Source organism: Oceanobacillus sp. FSL K6-3682, from assembly GCF_037976165.1.
Classification (GTDB): domain Bacteria; phylum Bacillota; class Bacilli; order Bacillales; family Amphibacillaceae; genus Oceanobacillus; species Oceanobacillus sojae.
The window spans coordinates 3,918,824-3,942,435 of record NZ_CP150263.1 but is presented as its reverse complement, the minus strand read 5'-3'; the positions used below and the strand labels follow the sequence as shown (position 1 = coordinate 3,942,435).

Genomic DNA, 23,612 nt, shown 5'->3' with positions numbered 1-23,612 from the left:
TTAGATGACTATATCTTGGCAGGACGCAATTCGGGAATTGAAATAGATACTTCTTTTCCGGCTTCAGCAGATCGTAATATTCCGTCAATAATCGCCTGATTGATTAAAATTTGTTCTGCTGGAATCGGAGCGATGTTCTTTCCTTCCTGAATGGCTTTGACAAATGCTCTTACTTTTTCATAAAAGATATTTAGATTGTGTTTTTTAACAGGAATTGATGTGTCAACATGCTGTCCTATTACATCATGGAAGAGATCGATGGAACCGATTCCTCCATCCCATACACCGCTCCAGGGCCCTTGACCTGCCGGTGTCAGTTTCAGCCCGGCATTGGTCCCTAAGAACAGAGTTGGTCCTAATGTATCCATATGCATTGCCCAGGAAACCTTAAAATTAATTACTTTTCCACCCTCTAAACGAATGAGGGCAATGCCGAAGTCTTCCACCTCAAAATTCTCAGCCTCGGGATGATGGTCCGGATTTGTACCAAACAAATTTGATGTGTAAGCGGAGACAGAGATTGGTTTTGGATAGCCTAATGTATTTAATGCTAAGTCCAGCGAGTAACAGCCGATATCTGCCATCGCGCCGGCACCGGCTAATGCCTTTTTAATAAAAGTTCCTTGTGGCATCCCCCGGCGCCGGCCTCCGCCGGTTTGAACGTAATAAACATTTCCTAATTCTCCGGAGCTTACAATTTCTTTTACCAATTGCATATTCGGATCATATCTTGGCTGAAAACCGACAGTCAGCATTTTATTCATCTTCAAGGATGTCTCCACCATATCTATTCCCTGTTCCAACGTGATAGACAATGGTTTTTCTACAAGCACATGTTTTCCAGCCAGCAGAGAATCTACACTTGTTTTATGGTGGGCAACATTTGGTGTGCAAACGCTTACTCCGTCGAGGTCTAATTCTAATAATTCTTGATGATCTTCAAAGGGTACTGCATTTTTTAATTCAAGTCTTTGGATAAATTCCGCTGCTTTACCCGGAACTAAATCCGCTACGGCCACTATTTCCACATCACTCATTTTTTTATAGCATTGAGCGTGTGCATTGGCAATGCCGCCGCTACCGATTATTCCAATTTTAACAGTTTGTGTCATAACTATTCCACCTTCACAAAAAATTTAATCTATTATTAAATATAATAAATATACATACTTAGTATGTCAACATTTATATTTTTGAAAATTTAAAATATGAAATTTATAATTATATAAAAAATATATATTGACATTCGTTGAAATATCTCACTATAATAATGATAATTAGAATTTATTAAAAAATCTAAAAATATAAAAGGAGATTAAAATTTGATATGTCAAATGATGATATATTATTACAAGTTGAAGATTTGACCACTTCCTTCCGGATAGATGACCAATATTATCCGGCGAATGACCATATTAATTTAGATGTATATGAGAATGAAATAGTGGCAATTGTTGGCGAATCAGGATGCGGAAAATCTGCTTTTGGACATTCCATTATGGGGATGCATAGTCAAGAACAAACGAAAATCAGTGGAAAGATTCATTTCAAAGGGGCGGATCTATTATCTTATTCAAACACTCAATTGAATAAAGTTCGCGGTAAAGAAATTAGTATGATTTTTCAAGATCCTTTAACTGCATTAAACCCTTTAATGATTGTAGGAAAGCAAATTGAAGAGGGAATGAAATACCACACGAAATTATCCAAAAACAAACGAAAACAAAAAGCGATAGAAATTCTTAATGAGGTGAAAATTCCGCAGCCGGAAAGAGTATATTCACAATACCCCCATGAATTATCCGGAGGGATGCGGCAGCGGATTGTTATTGCGATTGCAATCGCCTGTGAGCCCTCTCTGATTATCGCTGATGAACCCACGACCGCGTTGGATGTTACCATTCAAGCTCGAATTATCGATTTATTAAAAGAATTAAAAAGGCGAATGAAGACAAGCATTATTTTGATTACACATGATTTAGGTGTTGTGTCAGAAATGGCTGATCGTATAGCTGTGATGTATGCTGGAGAATTTGTAGAAATAGGAGAGACGAAGAATTTTCTGAAAAACCCGCTGCATCCTTATTCCAAATCATTGTTGCATTCACTTCCTTCCAAAAACAACCAGGGTGAAAAATTACACGTTATTAAAGGCGTTGTTCCATCATTGAACCATCTTCAAAGACAGGGCTGCCGCTTTAAGCCTCGAATGAGCGGCACAGATGATTCTATTCACGAAGAAACACCAACGTTAAGAGAAGTTGAAAAAGGTCATTGGGTCCGATGCACATGCTATAAACATTTTCAAATTGATAATCATAATCAAGTGGTGGAGGGGGAGAAGGATGACGTTTTTCAAGGTCAATAATTTAAAGGTTTACTATCCTATCCGTGGAGGCATTTTTCGCAGAGTTGTCAATCATGTGAAAGCAGTGGATAATATCAATTTTGAATTGAAGCGGGGCGAGACATATGCGTTAGTAGGTGAATCGGGATGCGGAAAAACAACAACCGGCAGAACAGTTGTCGGGTTAACAAAGGCTACCTCCGGGGAGGTCATATTTAATAATTTGGATTTGACAAAATGTAACCGCAAACAAATTAGGGAAACCAGAAGAGAGATACAAATGGTATTTCAAGATCCTTATTCTTCTTTAAATCCGAAAAAGACCGTCTATGATATCGTCGCTGAGCCGCTTCGGAACTTTGAGAACCTGTCGAAATCGGAAGAGAGGGAGCAGGTGGAATACTTTATGTGGAAAGTGGGAATGAGCAGAGATTCTTTGTTTAAATATCCTCATCAGTTCTCAGGAGGACAGCGGCAGCGGGTAGGTATTGCCAGGGCATTAACATTAAAGCCTAAAATAATCATCGCTGACGAGCCTGTCTCTGCGCTGGATGCTTCTGTACAGGCACAAGTACTTAACTTTATGCAGGACATACAGGAGGAATTTGGCCTTACTTATCTTTTTATCAGCCATGATTTAGGGATAGTCAGGCATATGTGTAATCGAATCGGCATTATGTACAAAGGAAAATTTGTAGAAGAAGGTACAAGAGAAGATATCTATGAAAATCCGCAGCATATTTATACCAGGCGCCTAATTGCTTCTATACCTGAATTGGATACAGATCAGCATCAGAATAGTGAATTGCTTCGAAAAAATATTGAGGAAGAATATCAAAAGGAAAATGATAAATATTTTAATGAAGATGGAAGCGTAATGGATTTAAAGCCTGTATCAGATACCCATTTTGCAGCATTACGCTAAGGGGGCTTGAAAATGTGGAAATTTGTTGTTCGCAGGATATTAATTATGATACCCCAGTTGGTTGTTTTAAGTGTCCTGGTATTTATCCTGGCAAAGGTGATGCCTGGAGATGCTTTATCCGGCTTGGTGGAAACTCCGGGTGTTGATTCATCAACGATTGAAGATATGAGGACAAATCTGGGAATTAACGATCCAGTCCATGTTCAATATTTAAATTGGATCAAAGGATTGTCCCAAGGTGATTTAGGTACGTCCTATATTCATCAGCGCCCTGTTTTGGAATTATTAGAAGCGAGGCTTTGGAATACGGTTTATTTGTCAGCCGCAATTTTATTTTTAACGTATCTTATCGCTATCCCACTTGGTATTACTGCAGGAAGGTTTCATGATTCTTTGGTAGATAAGCTGATTGTCGGTTACAACTATGTCACCTATGCGACTCCTTTATTTATATTTGCATTATTAATGTTGTTTGTATTCGGGTTTCAATTACAGTGGTTCCCTACTGGAGGCAGCGCCGATATTAATTTGGAGCCTGAAACATTCAGCTACTATATGGATAAGATTTATCATTTACTTTTACCTGCTTTATCCGGCGCTTTATTAGCGACCGTTGGAACGATTCAGTATTTACGAAACGAAATTATAGATACGAAAATGAAGGATTTTATCAAAACAGCAAAATCCAAAGGAGTTCCAGAAGCAAAGATATATTCGCATCATATCCTTCGTAATTCTATTTTACCCATCGCAGCATTTTTAGGGTATGAAATTACAGGATTAATTACTGGTTCTATCTTTTTAGAGAGTATATTCAGCTATCCGGGAATTGGACAGTTGTTTCTGCAATCTATATCACAAAGAGACTTCAGCGTGGTAACTGCACTGGTAATGGTAACAGGGGTAGCGACGCTAATCGGTACACTGTTATCGGATATCATATTGAGTTTGGTTGATCCGAGAATCCGGGTGGAATAAAGAGGAGGGATAAAGTGAGTGTTGAAAGCAGTACAAGTGCTGAAATTCCATCAAATAAATTAACGGGCCTAAAGATTATGTTTAATGAATTTAAGAAAGATAAATTAGCCATTGCTTCAGTTATTATTCTGCTGATCATATTTATCTCGGTATTTGCTGGAGCGTTGATTTTAGATCAGGAAGAGGTTGTGCGGGTAGATTTATTTTCGATTTATTCTCCTCCGACTTCAGAGCATTTGTTAGGAACGGATTATGGAGGAAGAGATATTCTGGGGCAGCTTATTATTGGAGCGAAGAATTCCATTATCATCGGGTTTGTTATTACCGTGATTACTGGTGTTTTTGGATTTGCAGTTGGTTTGGTTTCCGGCTATTTCGGCGGGATGATAGATAATATCATCATGCGCATCATTGATTTTATAATGATTTTGCCGTTTCTTATGTTGGTTATTGTATTTATCACATTGATTCCAAAGTTCAATATTGTCACCTTTATTATGATTATGAGTGCATTTCTATGGGTCAGCAATGCCCGTTTAATCAGAGCCAAGACGCTGGCAGAGAAGGAGCTGGATTATGTCAGTGCATCCAAAATGCTGGGAGCTTCGAATATAAGAATTATGTATAGAGAAATCCTGCCTAATTTAACTTCCATTATCATTGTTAACTTGACGCTAAGCTTTGCAGGAAATATTGGAATAGAATCGGGATTGAGTTTCTTGGGATTTGGTTTACCGGAAAGTACGCCGAGCCTGGGGACATTAATTGGATATTCGACAAATCCTGAAGTATTACAGGGAATGTGGTGGATTTGGTTACCTCCATCATTATTAATTTTAATAATGATGTTGAGTATAAACTTCATCGGACAAGCACTAAAAAGGTCTGGGGATGCAAGACAAAGATTAGGATAGGAGGAAGAGAGTATGAGAAGGAAAAGTGCTTTGTGGATTGTTGTATCAGGGATATTGTTCAGTATTATTTTAGCAGGATGCAACGGCGAGGGTGAAAGCGACAGTGAGGGGAGTGGAGCAGAGGGGCAAACAGAAGAAATCGATCTTAATGAAGAGGTTCAAAATGATGGTGAAATTATCGAGGATGGAAGTTTAACCTATGGTTTAGTGTCTGATTCTCCATTCGAAGGAATTCTCAATAGTGCATTTCTTGCTGCAGCACCAGATGGTCAAGTAGTTCAGTTTTTTGATGAAGCATTGCTGGCAGTAAACAAAGATTTTGAGATTACAAATGACGGAGCAGCTACTTTTGAAATGTCAGATGACAACAAGACAATAACTATTCAAATTAAAGATAATGTGAACTGGCATGATGGGGAGCCGGTAAAAGCGGAAGATCTTCAATTTGCTTATGAAGTAATAGGGAGCCCGGAATATGTAGGCTCGCATTATGGATCACTGATACAAATGGTGGAGGGAATGGACGCATATAATAGCGGGGAAGCAGATGAAATCTCCGGGATTGAAATAATTGATGAGAAAACATTGTCAATAACGTATACGAAAGCATCTCCTGCCATATTGAATGGGATATGGTCTACTCCACTGCCAAAGCATTATTTAGGTGATATCTCAGTTCCTGATATCCCATCTTCCAAAGAGGTAAGGGAAAATCCTATTGGCTTTGGACCTTTTAAAGTGGATAGAATTGTTGCTGGAGAGTCTGTGCAATATAGTCGTAATGATGATTATTGGAAGGGAAAACCGAAGCTCGCTTCTATTACGTTAAAGATAGTGAATCCAAACACTGTACTGCAGTCATTGGAAAATGGAGAAGTAGATATTGCTGAAACATTCCCGACGGATCAATATCCGAATGCGGCAGATGGAGAAAACTATCAAATCATTGGCGGCATCAATAATTCCTATACGTATCTATCGTTTAAATTAGGACATTATGATACAGAAAAAAAAGAGAATGTTATGGATCGTCCGAAGCTTCAAAATAAGGATTTGAGAAAAGCAATGGGGTATGCGTTAGATATGGAACAAATTGCAGAGAATTTCTATCATGGCTTAAGTTTTCCGGCTACGACACTAATTGTTCCTTTCTTTGAAGGGTATCATGATGAAACAATAGAAGGATTTCCATATAACGTAGAAAAAGCAGAGGAGCTGCTGGATGAAGCTGGTTATGTAGATGTAGATGGTGATGGGTATAGAGAGGATCCAGACGGAGAAGAATTTATCATTAATTTCTTAGCAAGATCCGGAAGTGATACTTCTGAACCAATGGCTAAGTATTTCATCCAATCCTGGAATGACATTGGCCTGAATGTGGAGCTGGTTGATGGGCGTCTTCATGAATTCAATTCTTTTAATAAAATGGTAGATGATGATGAGCAAAAAGTGGATGTGTTTATTTCCGGCTGGGGAGTAGGAACAGATGTCGATCCATCAGGTATTTATGGACGAAAGATGCCATATAATAATTCGAGGTTTGTCAGTGAAGAAAACGATGAATTATTAGAAGCTGCATTATCCGAGGAAGCATTTGATACAGAAAGACGTAAAGAAATATATAATGAATGGCAGGCTTATATGTATGAAGAATCCCCTGTAATTCCTATTTTGTACAGTTACAAATTGTTAGGGGTAAACAATCGGGTGAAAGACTATTCTTTTGATACCACCATCTTCGGTACTTGGGAAGAAGTCGGTGTAACGGAAGAAACAGCAGAATAAAGTCATCCAGTAAAAACAGACGCTTTATAATCCTATATCATTTATTGAATGATATAGGATTATCTATTTCTGGATAATTCATCGTTTTAACTTATTTGTTTTATGGCCCATTAGTAAATGTTACATTCTGGACCTGATTTTTTTGATGCTAGAAAGGTATGTTTGTCGTATAATGGTCACAGGTACTATTTCTTCATTCTTTTACACCATGTAAATAGAATGGAGTGTTTTTGCATACATAGAACTCTTGGCCTTTTGGAGGATGTTCAAAAAGCCCAATAAAGATGACACGGAGATAAGAGGAGCTTCTACTAAGAACGCCCACATCGTGTGGGCAACGTAGAAGCCAGCGCATCCTGCGGAAGTGCGTTGACTAAATTTTCCCGATACTCACGTATTATTAAGCATAGAGGAACTTCTGTTAAAAATGTCCACGTCCTGTCGACAACACAGAAGTCACCACATCCTGTGGAAGTCCGTTCGGAAAAAGTTAGTCGCCTTGAACTTCTTGGTCCTATTTATCGGACTTTTTGAACACGCACTTTTAGGGATGAGGGGATATTTATATAATATTAATGTGATGAGAAGCACAGATATGGAAAATGAAATAGTACATTGATACAATCAATGTACTGATTGATAAAGGTGATAACAGTGAATTTATATAGGAAAATATATTTGGATGTCATAGAAGAAATACGGTCTGGTAATTTGAAAATTGGTGATAAATTACCAACGGAAAAAGCAATGTCGGAAAAATATAAAGTCAGTAGAATTACAACAAAAAAAGCACTTGATTTACTTGCTCAGGAAAAGATTATTGAAAGATTTCAAGGGAAGGGCTCTTTTGTTTCTTCAGGGCAAATTAAAAATCAAAAATCCAAAAATGAACCCTCGGTAAAAGCATTACCACATTTAAGCGGATTAGTAGGATTAATCATCCCTGAATTTTCAGATGTTTTTGGACTGAAGCAAGTCAAAATGATAGAGGAAAAATGCAGTGAGTACAATTATCATCTAGTCATAAAACGTACATTTGGTTATGTAGAAGAAGAAAAGAAAGCAATTAATTCTTTAGTAGATAAAGGACTGGACGGCTTAATCATTATCCCTGCTCATGGAAGGCATTATAATCATGATTTATTACGCTTAGTAGTGGATAAATATCCGCTTGTTTTGTTAGATCGTTATATTAAAGGTATTCCGGCAAGCTCTGTGCATATTAATAATCAAAAAGCTACTATAATGGCGATAAAATACCTTCTTGAAAAAGGGCATCAAGAACTGGCATTCATTTCTCCTCCCAAGGAAGGAACTTCGTCGATAGAGGAACGGGAGATTGGTTTTCATATAGCTTTCTCTGACAAAAATCTCCCCGTAAACAATAACTACTTTCTATCAGATATCTTAAGTTCCATTCCCAAGAACTTTTCCGCTGCTAATGTGAAGGAAATAGCGAAAAACGACAGAAGGAAAATAGAAGAATTTCTTAAAAAAAATCCAAAAATAACAGCTGTTTTTTGTACGGATTATACAATTGCCAATATGGTTTACTCCGTTCTGGAATCATTTGGAAAAAAGATCCCACAGGAATATGCAATCGTTTGTTTTGATTCAGTGTCCAAAACGAATGGCAGTCCTCTTTTTACACATATTTCGCAAAGAGAAGATAAAATGGGGGAAGAGGCTGTTCACTTATTGATGAAGCAAATTAATGGAGAATATGATCCGAAACATGTTGAAGTAGATTTTGATTTTATTATTGGAGATACTACTTGAGTTTAATTATATAGGAAAGTATTTTGAACGGAGGTTTTTCCTGGCAGATTACCGAGGAAAAGCCTTTTTGTTGTGGAAGTCTTACTAGTTTACAAAACATATTAATTCGTCTCTTTTTCAATCTTATAACTGTAATGATAATTTTATCGTAATTTGTCGTAATTTTTAATAATTATTATAGAGATATTTTTTAAATATTTTGGTATTATTTAATAGATATTTAAATTCAGAAAAAGGCAAACCATTCGAAAGACTGGGACGCAAAGTTACAGGTCTAAGGTTATGCTAAGATGGCTGTGCTGCCTAAAATAACAGATATTTTAGGGAGGGTTTAAATGAATAACGAGGTAGCGAGGGAAAAATTAGACAAAGAATGGGTTGAACTTATTAAGGAAGCTTTAAAAATGGGGATTGCGATGGAAGAAATCAGGCAGTTTTTAAAGAAAAATTAATGCTTCAAAATGTTTGTCTGCCGAATTATATTGTGGCGGATGCTTAAATAATAGAAGCGTATGATTGCTGTCTCCCGTATATAAAATTCTTGAACGAATTAAAAGCATATGACTAGATAGTTTTCTGTCTGGACTATATGCTTTTATTATATAGAAAAGAAATGAGAAACAGAAAACGTGGAGGATTTACCTCACAAAAACTTTAAATGTAACGTACAAAGTGAAAGGAGAATGGAAAACATGATATCTCACGTAATATGGGATTTAGGAGAAACATTAACTACTCCGCCCAATAGCAGGATGGATGTAAAGCCGCTTACGGAATATCCGGAAATAGAATTAAGAGAGCATGTATTAGAGGTGCTGGAAACAATTAATAATATGGGATTAAAACATGCGATTCTCAGTAATACGGCAACAAGTGACAGTGACGTTGTCCGGGAACTGTTAAAAAGGTTACATATTTTGGATAAGTTTGAATACGTTTATGCTACGAAGTCTGAGTTAGATCCATCTATTCCAGAAAAACCGGACAGTATCGTATATCATCAGGTGCTCGAGAAGCTGGATATTCAACCGGAAGAGGCTGTTATGATAGGTAACACCTGGGATACGGATGTTATTGGAGCGAATAGAATTGGAATGCATTCGATTTGGCTGCAAAATCTGGAAGTCTCCGTAAGAAAGGATTTTAATGAAAAGGTTGTAACTCCTCCATGGATTTTACCTGTCTGGGATATTGCAGAGGTTCCGAAAGCAATCGAATTGATTATTGGTTGCAGTCAAAATGAAGACAGGGCAGAGCCGTAAGGTTTTATGAATCGAATTAAAATAGATTTTGAAATTATTTACAGTATTAAAGCTAGCAATTTTAAATTGCTAGCTTTAATACTTGAATTCAAATTTCCTTAGTAAAAAATAGCTTCCTGCAGCATTAAAACATAGATTAAAAATATTTATCTAGCTGCTAATCCTTCTCAATCTCAACCTCTTCTTTCCCAAGAATATAATAATTCAACTCTTTCTCAGGAATCTTTTTGTAATTCTTCCGTTTAATCATATAAAAGATAATTCCCAGAATAACCCACGCGCCTAAAGCAATTCTAGATTGCACTCCTAAGAATGCGGGAGATCCGGGAATCAGCAATAGACCAAGAAAAGTAATGCTTGCAATCATACCAAGAATGGAAATAACCTTTTTCCCTGGTGCTTCAATATGCTTCTTTTCGTTAAAGTTATGATCCCTTTTCATTTTAAATAATGTAAAGGCAGCATAACAGGTATAAAAATAGGCAATTGTAACACCGATGGAAGACATATCTACCACCCACATCAATGCCTCTCTGCCGAACCAAGGCGCCAGCATCGCAACGATTACTGCAAAGATGATTCCCCAGTGAGGTGTATTATATTTTGGATGAAGCTTGGCAAATCCTTTTGGAATAATTCTCGCACGGGCCATGGCGAACAAAAGACGGCTGGATGAGATAATAAACCCATTCAGTCCGGTGAAAATTCCCATAGCCAATGCCACTGCAAGGATGGCCAGGCCTAAAGGTCCGAGCAGGTTTTCGATAATATAGCCGGTTCCCCAAATGTGATTCTCCTCAACAACTCCCTCCCATGGACGAACCATAGAGGTAACAATAATCATTAAACTGTATAATGCTGCTGCTGCTAAAATAGCAAATACAATTAACCGGAAAGCTTTGCTTGATGGGAAATCGAATTCCTCGGCAGCTTGCGGAACATTATCAAAGCCGACATAAGCCCATGGTGCGATGGCAACAATGGATATAATCGCAGCAATTGCTGGTGTCTCCCGCGGAAACATTGGTGTGATATTGGAAAATCCTGCACTTGGCTGGATACCGACAAGAAGCAGCAGAATAAATATGGCTGCAATCATAATAATACAAAAAATAAATTGCATGCTTCCTGATAAGGTTGTTCCTCTAATATTAAAAAATCCGAATACAGCAAGGACAACGGCTGCTACAAAAACTTCCGTCAAATAAACATCCCAGCCGGCAATCTGATAAAGAGGGATATTTTCAATGATTTTTGGAAAGATGAATTTAATCATTAAAGCAAACGCAGATGCGTTTAACGCAACAATACAGATGTACCCTAAAGTTAAAAACCAACCAGAAATAAAAGCATGTGTCCTGCCCAGACTGACGTAGGCATAAGCGAACTCACCACCGGAAACGGGGAAGCTCTTAATCAGGAACCCATAACTGACAGCAATCAGAATCATCAGCATTGCACCTATAAAGAAACCGATAATCACTCCAAGCGGTCCTGCTGTAGACATCCAGTTGATTGGCTGTACAAAAGCTCCCCAGCCAATCGCTGAACCTAAAGCAATCGCCCAGACCCAATGAGGCTTGAGTGTTTTTGAGAGTGTTTCTCTCTTGTCCACTTCATTCATAAGCTAATCTCCTTTGGTTATTGGATTGTATTCGTTTTGATATTAAATTATTTCTTCTTTCCTTAATGGTCTCCAAAATCTGTCATTTTCTGTTCCTCCAGATTCTTTGGGGACCCTCTTCAAAATTATTGATACGCAGTATCCACGTTTATATCCTTCAATATCTTATATATACGTTCATATTCTTCCAATTCCATGTTCACCTCATTTCTGATTTTTCTACTCACTGCGTACCAAATCGTATATAACATGCCTGGGTTGATAATCAGCGGATCTTGAATGGAAATTTATACATAAACCAAGATTATAAGCTGATTCTGCCAGGCTGATACGATATCCATGTTCTTCAACCAGTTTTATAGATGCAAGTTTCTCTATCTCTCCGGTAATTCATACGTGCTAAAGAGATGGCAGGTATTGTGGGAAATAGTTTGTTTTTTACTGTCTGCCTATGAATTATAAAGGTATTAATCTATTTTTGATCGAATTATCTGGTTATTTATTAAGAGGCTTTCTTATTACGCGAAAACGAATGGAGGAGTAATGTTATCATTGTAACATGTCAATAATTGTACATTACCATTGATTGCAGCATCTGTAAATTGCTCCTTCAATCCGGCTTAAAAATCCAAACTGAAAAACATCAGATTTATATTTATAAACCTGCTCAAGACAGCCTATGCCTGTCTGCATAAATGTAGTTATTATAATTTTATATAATATATATAGAAAGTTCTTATATTTTAAAATTTGTAGGGAAGCCAGAGAGACAGGAGCAGCACTTGTTTGTACATAAAGGTGATCTTGCAAAGCTGATAGGCTGACAGAAATTTATAAGCAGCTTATCAGATACTTTCCTTCCAGATTTATTGATAAAACAGCCTTCTGCAGTATACCTGCCAATCATTTACCTTTAACGGTTTATTGAAGTTTATAATTTTTTTGTTAAAATAATGGTAATAGGGTATGTGAGAAATTTTACTTAGGTAGTTTTTATTGCTTTTTTTAGTAGTAAAAAAGAGAAAGCGTTCTATTTCCTTTAGGACAAAAACTTATTCTCTGAAAACATCATGTTTTTCGGAATAAGGAAGATTGAAGCATCATGTTTGAGTTCAGAAACTAAGGAGTAAAAAAATGATACAGATAGCAATCGTTGAGGATGAAATTAATTACCAGGAACAGTTGATAGAATTTCTTCATCAATATGAAAAAGAAAGAAATGAAAATATTGCAATAGAGACTTATTCTGATGGTGATGAAATTGTGGAAAATTATCAGGCGCAATTTGATATTATTTTAATGGATGTTCAAATGGGCTTGATGGATGGAATGTCTGCAGCGGAAGAGATAAGAAAAGTAGACTCAGAAGTGGTTATTATTTTTATTACCAATATGCCGCAATATGCTATTAAAGGATATGCAGTAGATGCATTGGACTATGTCTTAAAGCCGATTTCATATTTTCAGTTTTCACAGCGTTTAAATCGTGCGATTGATAGAATGAGAAAAAGAGAAACGAATTATATAACGATAAAAGTTAAAAGTGGAATAAAAAGAATAAAGGTTTCCGATATTTTTTATGTAGAGAATCAGGAGCATTATCTTCATTTTACTACAGAAGAAGGGGAATTTATGGCAAGCGGGGCGATGAAGGATTTAGAAAAACAATTATCTGATTATCACTTTTTCCGGGGACATAGAGGTTATTTAATAAATCTGGAGCATGTCGAGGGAATGAAGGGAAATGATGTGATTGTGAAGGGAAAGGAGCTTCCTGTGAGCCGGACGAAAAGAAAGGCTTTTATGGAAGCTCTATCTAAACACTGGGGAGAGACATTAAAATGAGTGAGCTGCTCCCAGAAATACCAAGACTATATACAGCGCTGGCAGAGTGGATGGCTTGTATTGTATTTATCTCTCTGCTCAGGAAGAAATTATTTGGCTGGAAACTGATTATCTTTTTAGGTGGAGGTCTGCTGGTACAGTCTGCCTTTTTAGTTCTGACAAAGGATTTGCCAATTGCTTTTTGGATTCCAAGCATGGTTGTTGCTGCTGGTATGATGTTTGGCTTAATCTATGTAACCTGTCAAATAACAGTTGTTGAAGCTGGATATTTTAGTATAAGGGCATTTGTTGCGGCTGAGCTTGTAGCATCCTTGGAAAGCCAGGTACGTTTTTTTCTTTTGAATGGTGAGCGAATAAATATGACAATGGACATTTTGCTGCTATTTGCCGTTTATGGAGTCGTGTTCTTTTTAATCTGGTTATTGGAAAAGCGTCATATAACAGCAAACAGCCATTTGAATATCAGACAGGGCGAGCTGTTATCGACGCTTCTAATTGGAATGGCGGTTTTTGGTGTCAGTAATATGAGCTTTGTCAGTGTACGGACTCCTTTCAGCGGACAATACACCCAGGAAATTTTGAATATTCGAACCTTGGTGGATTTAGGTGGATACGCCATATTGTATGCTTATCATATTCAATTAAACGATTTGCGGATTAAGCATGAATTAAAAGCGATGCAGAATATATTTCAAAATCAATATGCACAGTATCAGCAGTCGAAGGAAAGTATCGATATCATAAATTATAAATATCATGACTTAAAAAATCAGATTATTGCTCTTCGGGCTGAAGATAACGTGGAAAAAAGAAATGCTTATCTGAAGCAAATGGAAAATGATATCAAATCCTATGAAGCACAGAATAAGACAGGCAACCATGTGCTTGATACTCTACTTACAAGTAAGAACCTCTATTGCATCAAGCATGGCATTACATTAACTTCAGTAGCTAATGGGGCATTACTTAATCATATGGATGTTATTGATATTACAACCATCTTTGGAAATGCCCTTGATAATGCGATAGAATACGAGAAAAAAATAGAAGATAAAGAGAAACGGTTAATTCATGTTTCTGTGTTTTCACAAAAAGGGTTTCTTGTAATGAGGTTTGAAAACTATTTTGAGGGAAAGCTGAATCTTAAAGAGGGAATACCTAAAACGACAAAAAGAGATAAAAATTTCCACGGCTATGGATTGAAAAGTATTCAGTATGCTGTGCAGAAATATGATGGTGTGGTCAACGTTGTCCAAAAGGATAGCTGGTTTGAATTAACCATCCTAATGCCTGTTTTAACCCCGCAGAATAAATAATTTTCTTAAGATCTGACTGTACAATATACAGCCAGATCTTTTTTTGTTCGCGCATAACCTGTAGAGACGGCCTGCTTTTTCGTAGTACAGGGTACAGTTCATGAAAAAATTTAAACAGTTCATGAACCTTTTCTGCGCAAATAAGAAAATGTGATAGAGTTTAATCCATAGTAGTAGCAAAAAAGCATCGATGTATTAAGGTTAAATAAATGTGTTTTATTAATAAAATGAAAGCGCATTATAGTTTGTGAGATTTTGGTAATAGCTTTTTCGATTTTAGAGTTTCACTTTATCTAAATCAAAACGGTGCCAGTACCAGTATGGATAGTATTTATTCCAAAAGGTGCTGAAAAAATTGAAAGAGGTAATGACTTATGAAATATAAAGATTTAATTGAAAAAATGACGCTGGAAGAAAAGGCATCTTTTATGTCTGGGAAAGATTTTTGGCAGACACAGGATATGGAACGTTTAGGGATTAACAGCATGTTTCTTGCAGATGGGCCACATGGTATTAGAAAACAGGCAGAAGCTGCCGACCATCTTGGATTGAATGAAAGTATTCCGGCCACCTGTTTTCCGACAGCTTCTACTGTAGCGAACAGCTGGGATGTAGAGCTTGGGGAGAAGGTTGGGCGATATTTAGGAGAAGAGGCAGTTGCACAAAAGGTAAATGTATTGCTTGGACCTGGTATCAATATGAAACGGAATCCACTTTGCGGAAGAAACTTTGAGTATTTCAGTGAAGATCCTTATCATGCCGGAAAACTGGCTGCTGGATATATCAGAGGAATTCAATCGCGTGGTATCTCAGCCTGTGTAAAACACTTTGCTGTAAATAACCAAGAGGAAAGACGGATGTCGATTGATACGATTGTCGACGAAAGAACATTAAGAGAAATCTACCTTACCGGTTTTGAAATTGCTGTTAAGGAAGGGAAGACAAAGACGGTTATGTCTTCCTATAATAAGCTTGATGGAGTCTATACCAATGAAAATCAGCATTTATTGAGAGAAATTCTGCGTGATGAGTGGGGTTATAACGGTGTTGTCGTTACCGATTGGGGCGGGAACAATGACCGAGTAGCAGCTCTTCTGGCCGGAAATGAATTAGAGATGCCAACCACTGCTGGAGAAACCAATCAGGACATCATCAAAGCAATTAAAGATGGAAAAGTAAAAGAAGAAGTATTAGATGAAAATCTTGACCGTTTGCTTGATTTAATTTTTACAACGGAAGAGGTTTTTCAAGGTTCCTATAAAAAGGAATTCGATATTAAAGCGCATCATCAATTTGCTCAACAGGTTGCCGAAGAATCTATTGTGCTTCTTAAAAATGAGGATAATATTTTACCGTTGAAAAAAGATGCGAAAATAGCAACGATTGGTGATTTTGCAAAGGCTCCCCGCTATCAGGGAGCCGGGTCGTCTATCGTAAATCCTACAGAGCTGGATAATACATTGGAGCTGCTGGAAGCCTCCGGCATTCATCACATTGGCTATGAGCAGGGCTTTGAACGTTATGGAAAGAAGAGTCAGACAAAAATAGACAGTGCCTGTGCTCTTGCTAAAGAAGCAGATGTCGTTCTCTTATATATGGGTCTGGATGAAGTAACTGAAGCGGAAGGATTAGACAGATCAAATATGAAGGTTCCTGAAAACCAGGTTGAATTATTAGATGCATTGCATAAGGTTAATCCGAATATTATTGTGGTTCTATCCTGTGGATCTGCGGTTAAAATGCCATGGATTGATAAAGTAAAAGGATTAGTACATGGATATTTAAGCGGTCAGGCAGGGGCAAAAGCTGTACTTCGAGTGCTTACAGGTGAGGTTAATCCTTCCGGGAAGCTTGCTGAAACGTATCCGTTACATTATAAGGATACGCCTTCCTATCGTTATTTTCCTGGTAAGGAAGTAAGCGTTGAATACAGAGAAAGCATGTTCATAGGCTATCGCTATTATGATACAGCAAAGGTAGATGTACTTTATCCGTTTGGTTATGGACTGAGCTATACAACCTTTGATTATTCCGATATTCAAGTGAATAAAGACGGTGTAACATTTAATATCACAAATACAGGTGACGTTTCAGGAATGGAAATTGCCCAGCTGTATGTAGGCAGTCAGTCAGAGCAAATTTTCAGACCAGCTAAAGAATTAAAAGGATTTGCGAAGATCTCTCTTAATCCAGGGGAAACCAAATCAGTAACGATTCCTTTTGACGATAAAACGTTCCGTTATTTTAATGTGAAAACCAATCAATGGGAAGTGGAAGAAGCTGATTATCAAATTTTCATTGGTGCATCCAGTGCAGACATCCGCTTGACGGATACGGTTTCCATAGAAGGGACGAATGCACCGATCCCATATAGTAAAGAGCAATTACCATCCTATTATTCCGGGAAAATAAAAAATGTCGGTAAACAGGAATTTGAAGCTCTACTGGGGCGTGAAGTTCCAGTTGCAACGTGGGACCGCTCCAAGCCATTGGGTTACAATGATACGATTGCCCAATGCCAGTATGCGAAAGGTTTATTTGCCAGATTTGCCTTTCAAGCTATTAAATTCTCGCATTGGTTCCTGAAAAAGATAGGAAAACGTGATACTGCAAATCTAATCATGATGTCCGTCTATCATATGCCATTTCGGGGCATGGCCCGAATGACCGGCGGAATTATGAATATGCCAATGCTGGACGGGGTTTTAATGATTGTAAACGGTCATTTCCTTAAAGGGCTGAAACATGTCGTAAAAGAAAGAAATAAGATGTTAAAAAGTCGAAAAGCTATCAACTAACACTAGCATAAGTGATAGAGGAGAGGTAAGATGGAAAAAGAGAAGGAAAAAGAAATAGAGAAAAAAATAGCTTCTAATCGGCTTATGAGGTTTTGGGGCAACTATAAAGAGAACCATCCTAATATTGCACAATTCCTGGTTTTCTTTATTCTGAGTAATGGAGTTACAGTGCTTCAGCTGGTGTTAATGCCTGTCTTTAAAAGTATATTTGCTAAAACAGCATTAGTAACAACAAATTTTCAAGTGTTGCAATTCGGGCAAAATTTTGACGGCTCTGCTTATTATGTATTTGATTATGCTGCTGGCCCGTTATCTCAAGGCGGCGGTGGAGGACTTGCTTATTTTTTCGCCGTCCAAATTACCATATTGATTGCTCAGGTTATTAACTTTTTTGCGCAGAGAAGCATTACATTTAAATCAAACAGTAACATATGGACAGCAGCATTTTGGTACTTAGTAGCTTATATTATTATTACAATTGGTGCTGCTGCCGCACAAGGATTCTATAAGGCACCAATCTATGATTTACTGATGAATACTTGGGGAATGGGCTCATTAGGAGAAACGACAGCCGATGTAATTACAATGATTATTAATAGCGCTATATCATTCTGGGTTTTCTTCCCTATATTTAAAATTATATTTAAACAGGTACCAGAAGAAGAGGCGAAGTAAAGGTAGTGTAAAAAATGAAATTATTATCAGTGGTTATTCCTTGCTATAATTCACAGGATTATATGGAATATTGTATCGAATCTCTTTTGCCTGGCGGAGAGGACGTTGAGTTATTGATCGTGAATGATGGTTCCTCTGATAATACGGCAAAAATTGCAGATGATTATGCAGTTAGGTATCCTTCCAATGTCCGTGTCATTCATCAGGAAAATGGAGGCCATGGTGAAGCTGTCAATGCGGGTATCCAGAATGCATCCGGATTTTATCTAAAGGTAGTAGACAGCGATGATTGGGTGGATGTAAGAGCATACCTGAAAATTTTAAAGATATTAAAAGGGTTCGTTACAGAAAAACAGACAGTGGATATGATTATTAGTAACTTTACCTATGAAAAAGAGGATAAAAAATACAAGAAGGTTATGAAGTATGAAGATGTTCTTCCAGTAGATAAAATATTTACCTGGGAGGATATTAAACCATTTCGAAGAGGGCAATATCTGTTGATGCATTCCCTTATTTATAGAACAGAGCTATTGAAAAATTGCGGCCTGGTTCTTCCAAAACATACCTTTTATGTTGATAATCTATTTGTGTTTGTTCCGCTTAAACATGTGAAAACAATGTATTATATTAATCTGGAATTTTACAGATACTTTATAGGCAGGGAAGACCAGTCTGTGCAAGAGAATGTCATGATTAAGAGAATCGATCAGCAGATTAAAGTGAATAAACAAATGATTGATGATTTGGAATTAGAAGATATAAGAAGTCCTAAACTGAGGCAGTATCTGCTTCATCAGCTTGAAATTGTCACTGTCATTTCTTCTATTCTATTAATAAAATCTGGAACAGCTGAAAACCTGCAAAAGAAAAAAGAATTGTGGAAGTATATGAAGGACAAGGATCAGGAATTGTACCATGAAATTCGATATGGGATGATAGGGATATTACTAAACTTACCTGGAAGACCGGGGAGAAGTATCTCGGTAGGGGGATATAAAATATCTCAAAGATTTATCGGGTTTAATTAATCATCAGCAAACCTCTTAAAAAGATAGCTTTCTATGATGTTTCACATAGAGAGCTATCTTTTGATTTTAATATTAGATTTGATTGCCAGTACTTAACAAGCAGTATGGGTTTAAATATTATATGCAAAAACATATATACCGGGAGGAACAAAGGAATGTTTGATTATTTGGTTGTCGGCACGGGGTTATTCGGAAGTACATTTGCGCACGAAGCAGCTAAAAAAGGAAAAAAAGTGAAGCTGATTGATAAAAGGAATCATATTGGCGGAAATATATATACGGAAAAGATAGAGAGTATCACTGTTCATAAGTATGGAGCGCATATTTTTCATACAAATAATCAGGAAATTTGGGATTATGTGAACCAATTTGCCGATTTTAACCGTTATACAAATAGTCCGATAGCGAATTATCATGGTGAAATTTACAATATGCCCTTTAATATGAACACATTTAATAAATTATGGGGAGTTGTCACACCAGAAGAGGCACAGGCTAAAATAGAAGAACAAAGAAAAGCAGCTAAAATTGAAAAGCCTGCTAACCTGGAGGAGCAGGCTATCTCGTTAGTCGGGACAGATATCTATGAAAGGTTAATAAAAGGCTATACGGAAAAACAATGGGGGCGCAAAGCAGCAGATTTGCCTGCTTTTATTATTAAACGTCTTCCTGTCCGATTCACGTATGATAATAATTATTTTAATGACCGCTTTCAGGGAATCCCGATTGGAGGCTACACACAAATTATTGAAAACATGCTTGCCAGTGATCGAATCAATGTAGAATTAAATACAGATTTTTTCTCTAATAAAGAGGAATATATGAAAGCTTTCCCAAAGATTATTTACACTGGAATGATTGATCAATTCTTTGATTATAGATACGGGGAATTGGAATACCGCAGTTTAAAATTTGAATCAATTGTACTGGAGCAGGAAAATTACCAGGGGAATGCAGTGGTGAATTATACAGATTCTGAAACGCCTTATTCACGTATTATTGAGCATAAACATTTTGAATTCGGAAAACAGCCAAAAACAATTATCACAAAAGAGTATCCTATGTCCTGGGAGAAGGGATCGGAGCCTTATTATCCAATAAATGATGATAAAAATAATGAAAAATTTAAGCAGTATCAGGACTTGGCTGAGAAACAATCCAATGTGATTTTCGGCGGACGTCTGGGGATGTATAAATATTATGATATGCATCAGGTGATTGCATCAGCATTAACAATGGCTAAGAAAGAATTAAATTAGGAATAAGAATCCATGTAAGTTTGTTAATTCTTATATACGAAATAGGATGAAAAAGCAGCCTTCCCTTCACGTTTATCCAGTGAATGGAAGGCTGCCTTATTTTTGTGTTCTTATTTAATCATTCTTCAAAACCAGATGATACATATTTACAATGCTGAAGTATTATCTTGAGCAGTACCTAAACGGTTTTTAAGTTTACGGTATTTTTTAAAGATAAGTACTTCCAGTAAAATTACTAGTCCAAGAACTATTACGTCAACAACAATTGCAATCACCTGCCAAATTGGCATTCCGGCATTTAAGGCTTCATCGCTGTAAGCGTAACTGTTTACAGTTGTATAAAGAATATTTTTAGAAGATGTTCTCATATTCTTCACTACAGTCGGATTATCTGTATTCTTCATCATATTTGCTCCAACATCGTACGTAGCCAGCGCAATGTCGCCGCCATTTGGAACCATGATATTGGAATCCATATATCCGTAACCAGAGAAATAGTCAGTTAGAACCATCCCGCGGAATCCCCACTCATCTCGTAATACAGTGTTCAAAAGAGATGAAGAAGCTCCAGCCCAAACTGGCCCAATATAGTTGAAGGATGACATAATTCCTTGTGCGCCGCCTTCTTTTACAGCAATTTCAAATGGTTTCAAGTAAATTTCACGAATAGCTTGCTCATTTGACCATGTAGCCAGCATTTTATTTCTGTTCATTTCCTGATCGTTCATTGCAAAGTGTTTGAGATAAGCATATACGCCATGATCTGCTGCACCTAAAACTGCCTGTGAAGCCATTTTTCCAGATAATACGCCATCCTCGGAATAATATTCAAAGTTACGGCCTGAAAATGCGGAACGGTGAATATTCATCGCTGGAGCATACCACCCAGATACGCCCATTTCAACTGCCATTTCACCAATACTGTCACCGAATGCATGAGCTAGATCGACATTCCAGCTATTAGCCATCATCACAGCACTAGGGAATCCAACTGATCCGACACCAGTAAAGTTATTATTAATAGAAGCTGGTCCATCTAAATCGATCGTTGCTACTTTTCCAACAGATTTTATTGCAGGGGTTTGGTACCCTCCGTAAGCAATGAGATCGACCATATCATTTGTAGAAAGCTGATCCAGTAATGGCTCCCATGCCGGATCATCATAATCCAGGCCACGCATTTCTACCAAATCTATACCATTGTTAGCATCTGTTGTAGGCATCTCATCCGATTCATCAAAGAATTCTGATGGATCAAAGTTTGTTTCGTTTCGGAACATACTCAGACTTTCTTCTGCCATTTCATAATTATCAGGGGCTGCAGTTGCTTCCTCATAATTTTCAAAACCATTCTCGCGGGAAAGATAGGTTATATCTCCTTCTGCAAAATCAAATTGGTTCGTAGCCGGAATTTCATCTGTTGAGCGTTGATCATAAACAATAGTTTCATCCTGTGTAAATTCAGCCTCATCTAAAACAGTATGAGAGTCTGAACGAAGAGATAATGTATAGTCCCCTTCTTCAAAAACATAGGCAGCTTCATTTTCATAATCATAAGATGCCATATCTTCTTTAGTGAAGGTAAGAGTAAGTGTTTCAGAAGCTCCCGGCTCCAGCACCTCAGTCTTCTCAAAAGCTGCTAAGTTGACTTCAGATTTTTCAATACCGCCATTTGTGTAAGGTGGAGTAAAGTATAACTCTACAACATCTTTTCCTTCAGTGTCACCGGTGTTCGTCACTGTAACATCTACAGTAATTGTTTCATCATTTTCTATATTCCAATCGCTGATTTCCTGATCGAATGAAGTATAAGAAAGACCATATCCAAACGGATATAAGACATGTTCGTCATAATCTAATAATCCTTCTTCTGCTGCTGTTTCATAAAAGTGATAGCCTACATAAATATTTTCGACATAGTTTACAAAGGTAGGAACACCGCCAGCACCAGGGAAGTCGTTTTCTACACTGTATTCATCCATATTTGTGTATTCAAAGTCTCCAAAGTTATTGTGATCTGGAGTAGCTGTTAAATCACGGGCAAAAATATCAGCTGTTTTTCCTGATGGATTTATTTCACCATTTAGAATTTCACCAAGTGCGTTAAACCCTGTTTGACCAGCTGCCGGCACCCAGAGAACACTTTTAATTTGATCGTATTCCTCTGCAAATTCCAGTTCAAAAGCATTCGAACCATTATAAACAAGTACTACATTGTCAAAGTTAGAGGTAACCAGATCAATCATTTGCTTTTCTGTTTCATGTAAACCTAGATAATGGTTATCCTCACCAAAATCTTGGTAATCATCCGTGTTATCATTATATGTAACTTCAGATAAGTCAGTTGGAAGGTCAGCACCTTCTCCGCCTCCACGGCCGATTACAATAACTGCTGTGTCAGAGAATTTTTCTGCGTTTTCCATTAAATCATCAGAATACTCATTGACAGGTGGCTCCGGTAAACTCCAATCCTGTTCAAACATTCCAACAACCGGACGTTCATCGGCGTAGGATGTATAAAAATCGGAAAGCTCAGTATTTACTTCAAATCCTGCATTATCCAACCCTTCGATTAAACTAACCGTATGGTGTGAGTCTGATAAAGAGCCTGAGCCTGTTCCACCATAAATCGGGTTTGTAGAAGCCCATCCAAACACGTTCACTCGTGAATCGTTTTCAAGAGGAAGAAAATCTTCATCATTATCCAATAAGACAATTCCTTCTCTAGCAATATCTTCACCAAGCTGTTCTGCTGTTTCCGATGTTGCATCGCTGATGGTGCCTCTGCCGGAAGCAAGAGTAAGTATCGTATTCATTGGATAATATGCGATTAAATTAATTGCAATCATTAAAGCAACAAAAATAGCCATAATGGATTGCCTGCGAATCATAAATTTCTTTGGAATAGAGAATTTTTTGGCAATGATGATTGCAACAATCGCTAATAATAATACAATTCCAAAGAAAATCAGATAAGGGAGCACAAGACTAACAATATTTTTGACGTCATCCCAGTTTATTTCGAGCATCTTTTATTCCCTCCAATTCTAAATTAACGAAAATTTTGACAAATA

Annotated in this window: 17 protein-coding genes and 1 riboswitch; of the genes, 14 read left to right on the top strand and 3 right to left on the bottom strand. The window is 37.3% G+C overall.

The window, feature by feature from the left end:
- Positions 1–8: 8 nt before the first annotated feature.
- Positions 9–1,112 carry a Gfo/Idh/MocA family oxidoreductase gene (locus tag MHH51_RS19270; RefSeq protein ID WP_147210029.1) on the bottom strand — a complete coding sequence of 368 codons (1,104 nt, stop codon included), beginning with the start codon at positions 1,110–1,112 and terminating at the stop codon, positions 9–11.
- Positions 1,113–1,327: 215 nt separating this feature from the next.
- Between MHH51_RS19270 and MHH51_RS19265 the strand changes: the two genes are divergently transcribed.
- The 8 genes from MHH51_RS19265 (at position 1,328) to MHH51_RS19230 (ending at position 9,990) form a co-directional block, all read left to right on the top strand.
- The gene (locus tag MHH51_RS19265; RefSeq protein ID WP_339283033.1) at positions 1,328–2,368 is read left to right on the top strand and encodes an ABC transporter ATP-binding protein; all 1,041 of its coding nucleotides are present in this window, start codon (positions 1,328–1,330) and stop codon (positions 2,366–2,368) included.
- Positions 2,346–3,272 (top strand): ATP-binding cassette domain-containing protein, encoded by a 927-nt coding sequence (locus MHH51_RS19260; RefSeq protein ID WP_147210031.1) that lies wholly within the window; start codon positions 2,346–2,348, stop codon positions 3,270–3,272. Before MHH51_RS19265 ends, MHH51_RS19260 begins: the two co-directional genes overlap by 23 nt.
- A gap of 12 nt (positions 3,273–3,284) precedes the next feature.
- Positions 3,285–4,250 (top strand): oligopeptide ABC transporter permease, encoded by a 966-nt coding sequence (gene opp4B, locus MHH51_RS19255; protein ID WP_339283031.1) that lies wholly within the window; start codon positions 3,285–3,287, stop codon positions 4,248–4,250.
- Positions 4,251–4,264: 14 nt separating this feature from the next.
- The gene (locus tag MHH51_RS19250; RefSeq protein WP_339283029.1) at positions 4,265–5,164 is read left to right on the top strand and encodes an ABC transporter permease; all 900 of its coding nucleotides are present in this window, start codon (positions 4,265–4,267) and stop codon (positions 5,162–5,164) included.
- Positions 5,165–5,176: 12 nt separating this feature from the next.
- Complete coding sequence (gene opp4A, locus MHH51_RS19245) at positions 5,177–6,949, top strand: oligopeptide ABC transporter substrate-binding protein (protein WP_339283027.1); 1,773 nt, start codon at positions 5,177–5,179, stop codon at positions 6,947–6,949.
- A gap of 645 nt (positions 6,950–7,594) precedes the next feature.
- Entirely contained in the window at positions 7,595–8,728 is a 1,134-nt protein-coding gene (locus tag MHH51_RS19240; protein ID WP_339283025.1) for a GntR family transcriptional regulator, read from the top strand.
- Positions 8,729–8,953: 225 nt separating this feature from the next.
- Positions 8,954–9,035: riboswitch (cyclic di-GMP riboswitch) on the top strand.
- A gap of 28 nt (positions 9,036–9,063) precedes the next feature.
- Complete coding sequence (locus MHH51_RS19235; RefSeq protein ID WP_147210035.1) at positions 9,064–9,180, top strand: anti-repressor SinI family protein; 117 nt, start codon at positions 9,064–9,066, stop codon at positions 9,178–9,180.
- Between the two features lie 177 nt (positions 9,181–9,357).
- Positions 9,358–9,990, top strand: coding sequence for an HAD family hydrolase (locus tag MHH51_RS19230; protein WP_339283023.1), 633 nt, complete (start codon positions 9,358–9,360; stop codon positions 9,988–9,990).
- 157 nt (positions 9,991–10,147) lie between these two features.
- Here MHH51_RS19230 and MHH51_RS19225 read toward each other — a convergent pair whose 3' ends face one another.
- The gene (locus MHH51_RS19225) at positions 10,148–11,605 is read right to left on the bottom strand and encodes an APC family permease (RefSeq protein ID WP_147210145.1); all 1,458 of its coding nucleotides are present in this window, start codon (positions 11,603–11,605) and stop codon (positions 10,148–10,150) included.
- A 1,143-nt stretch (positions 11,606–12,748) separates the two neighbouring features.
- Between MHH51_RS19225 and MHH51_RS19220 the strand changes: the two genes are divergently transcribed.
- The 6 genes from MHH51_RS19220 to glf all read left to right on the top strand — a co-directional run bounded on the left by MHH51_RS19220 (position 12,749) and on the right by glf (position 20,538).
- The gene (locus MHH51_RS19220; protein ID WP_147210037.1) at positions 12,749–13,459 is read left to right on the top strand and encodes a LytTR family DNA-binding domain-containing protein; all 711 of its coding nucleotides are present in this window, start codon (positions 12,749–12,751) and stop codon (positions 13,457–13,459) included.
- Entirely contained in the window at positions 13,456–14,775 is a 1,320-nt protein-coding gene (locus MHH51_RS19215; protein ID WP_147210038.1) for a sensor histidine kinase, read from the top strand. The genes MHH51_RS19220 and MHH51_RS19215 overlap by 4 nt, the downstream gene beginning before the upstream one ends.
- Before the next feature lie 374 nt (positions 14,776–15,149).
- Positions 15,150–17,573 (top strand): glycoside hydrolase family 3 C-terminal domain-containing protein, encoded by a 2,424-nt coding sequence (locus MHH51_RS19210; protein ID WP_339283020.1) that lies wholly within the window; start codon positions 15,150–15,152, stop codon positions 17,571–17,573.
- A gap of 30 nt (positions 17,574–17,603) precedes the next feature.
- On the top strand, positions 17,604–18,248 hold the full coding sequence (locus tag MHH51_RS19205; RefSeq protein WP_339283018.1) for a hypothetical protein: 645 nt from the start codon (positions 17,604–17,606) through the stop codon (positions 18,246–18,248).
- 14 nt (positions 18,249–18,262) lie between these two features.
- Positions 18,263–19,279 (top strand): glycosyltransferase family 2 protein, encoded by a 1,017-nt coding sequence (locus tag MHH51_RS19200; RefSeq protein ID WP_156985028.1) that lies wholly within the window; start codon positions 18,263–18,265, stop codon positions 19,277–19,279.
- A 155-nt stretch (positions 19,280–19,434) separates the two neighbouring features.
- Entirely contained in the window at positions 19,435–20,538 is a 1,104-nt protein-coding gene (gene glf, locus MHH51_RS19195) for a UDP-galactopyranose mutase (RefSeq protein ID WP_339283015.1), read from the top strand.
- A gap of 146 nt (positions 20,539–20,684) precedes the next feature.
- On the opposite strand, the gene MHH51_RS19190 is transcribed toward glf, so the two are convergent.
- Positions 20,685–23,567: a glycoside hydrolase family 3 N-terminal domain-containing protein gene (locus tag MHH51_RS19190; protein ID WP_339283013.1), complete on the bottom strand. Its 2,883-nt coding sequence runs from the start codon at positions 23,565–23,567 to the stop codon at positions 20,685–20,687.
- Positions 23,568–23,612: the final 45 nt, after the last annotated feature.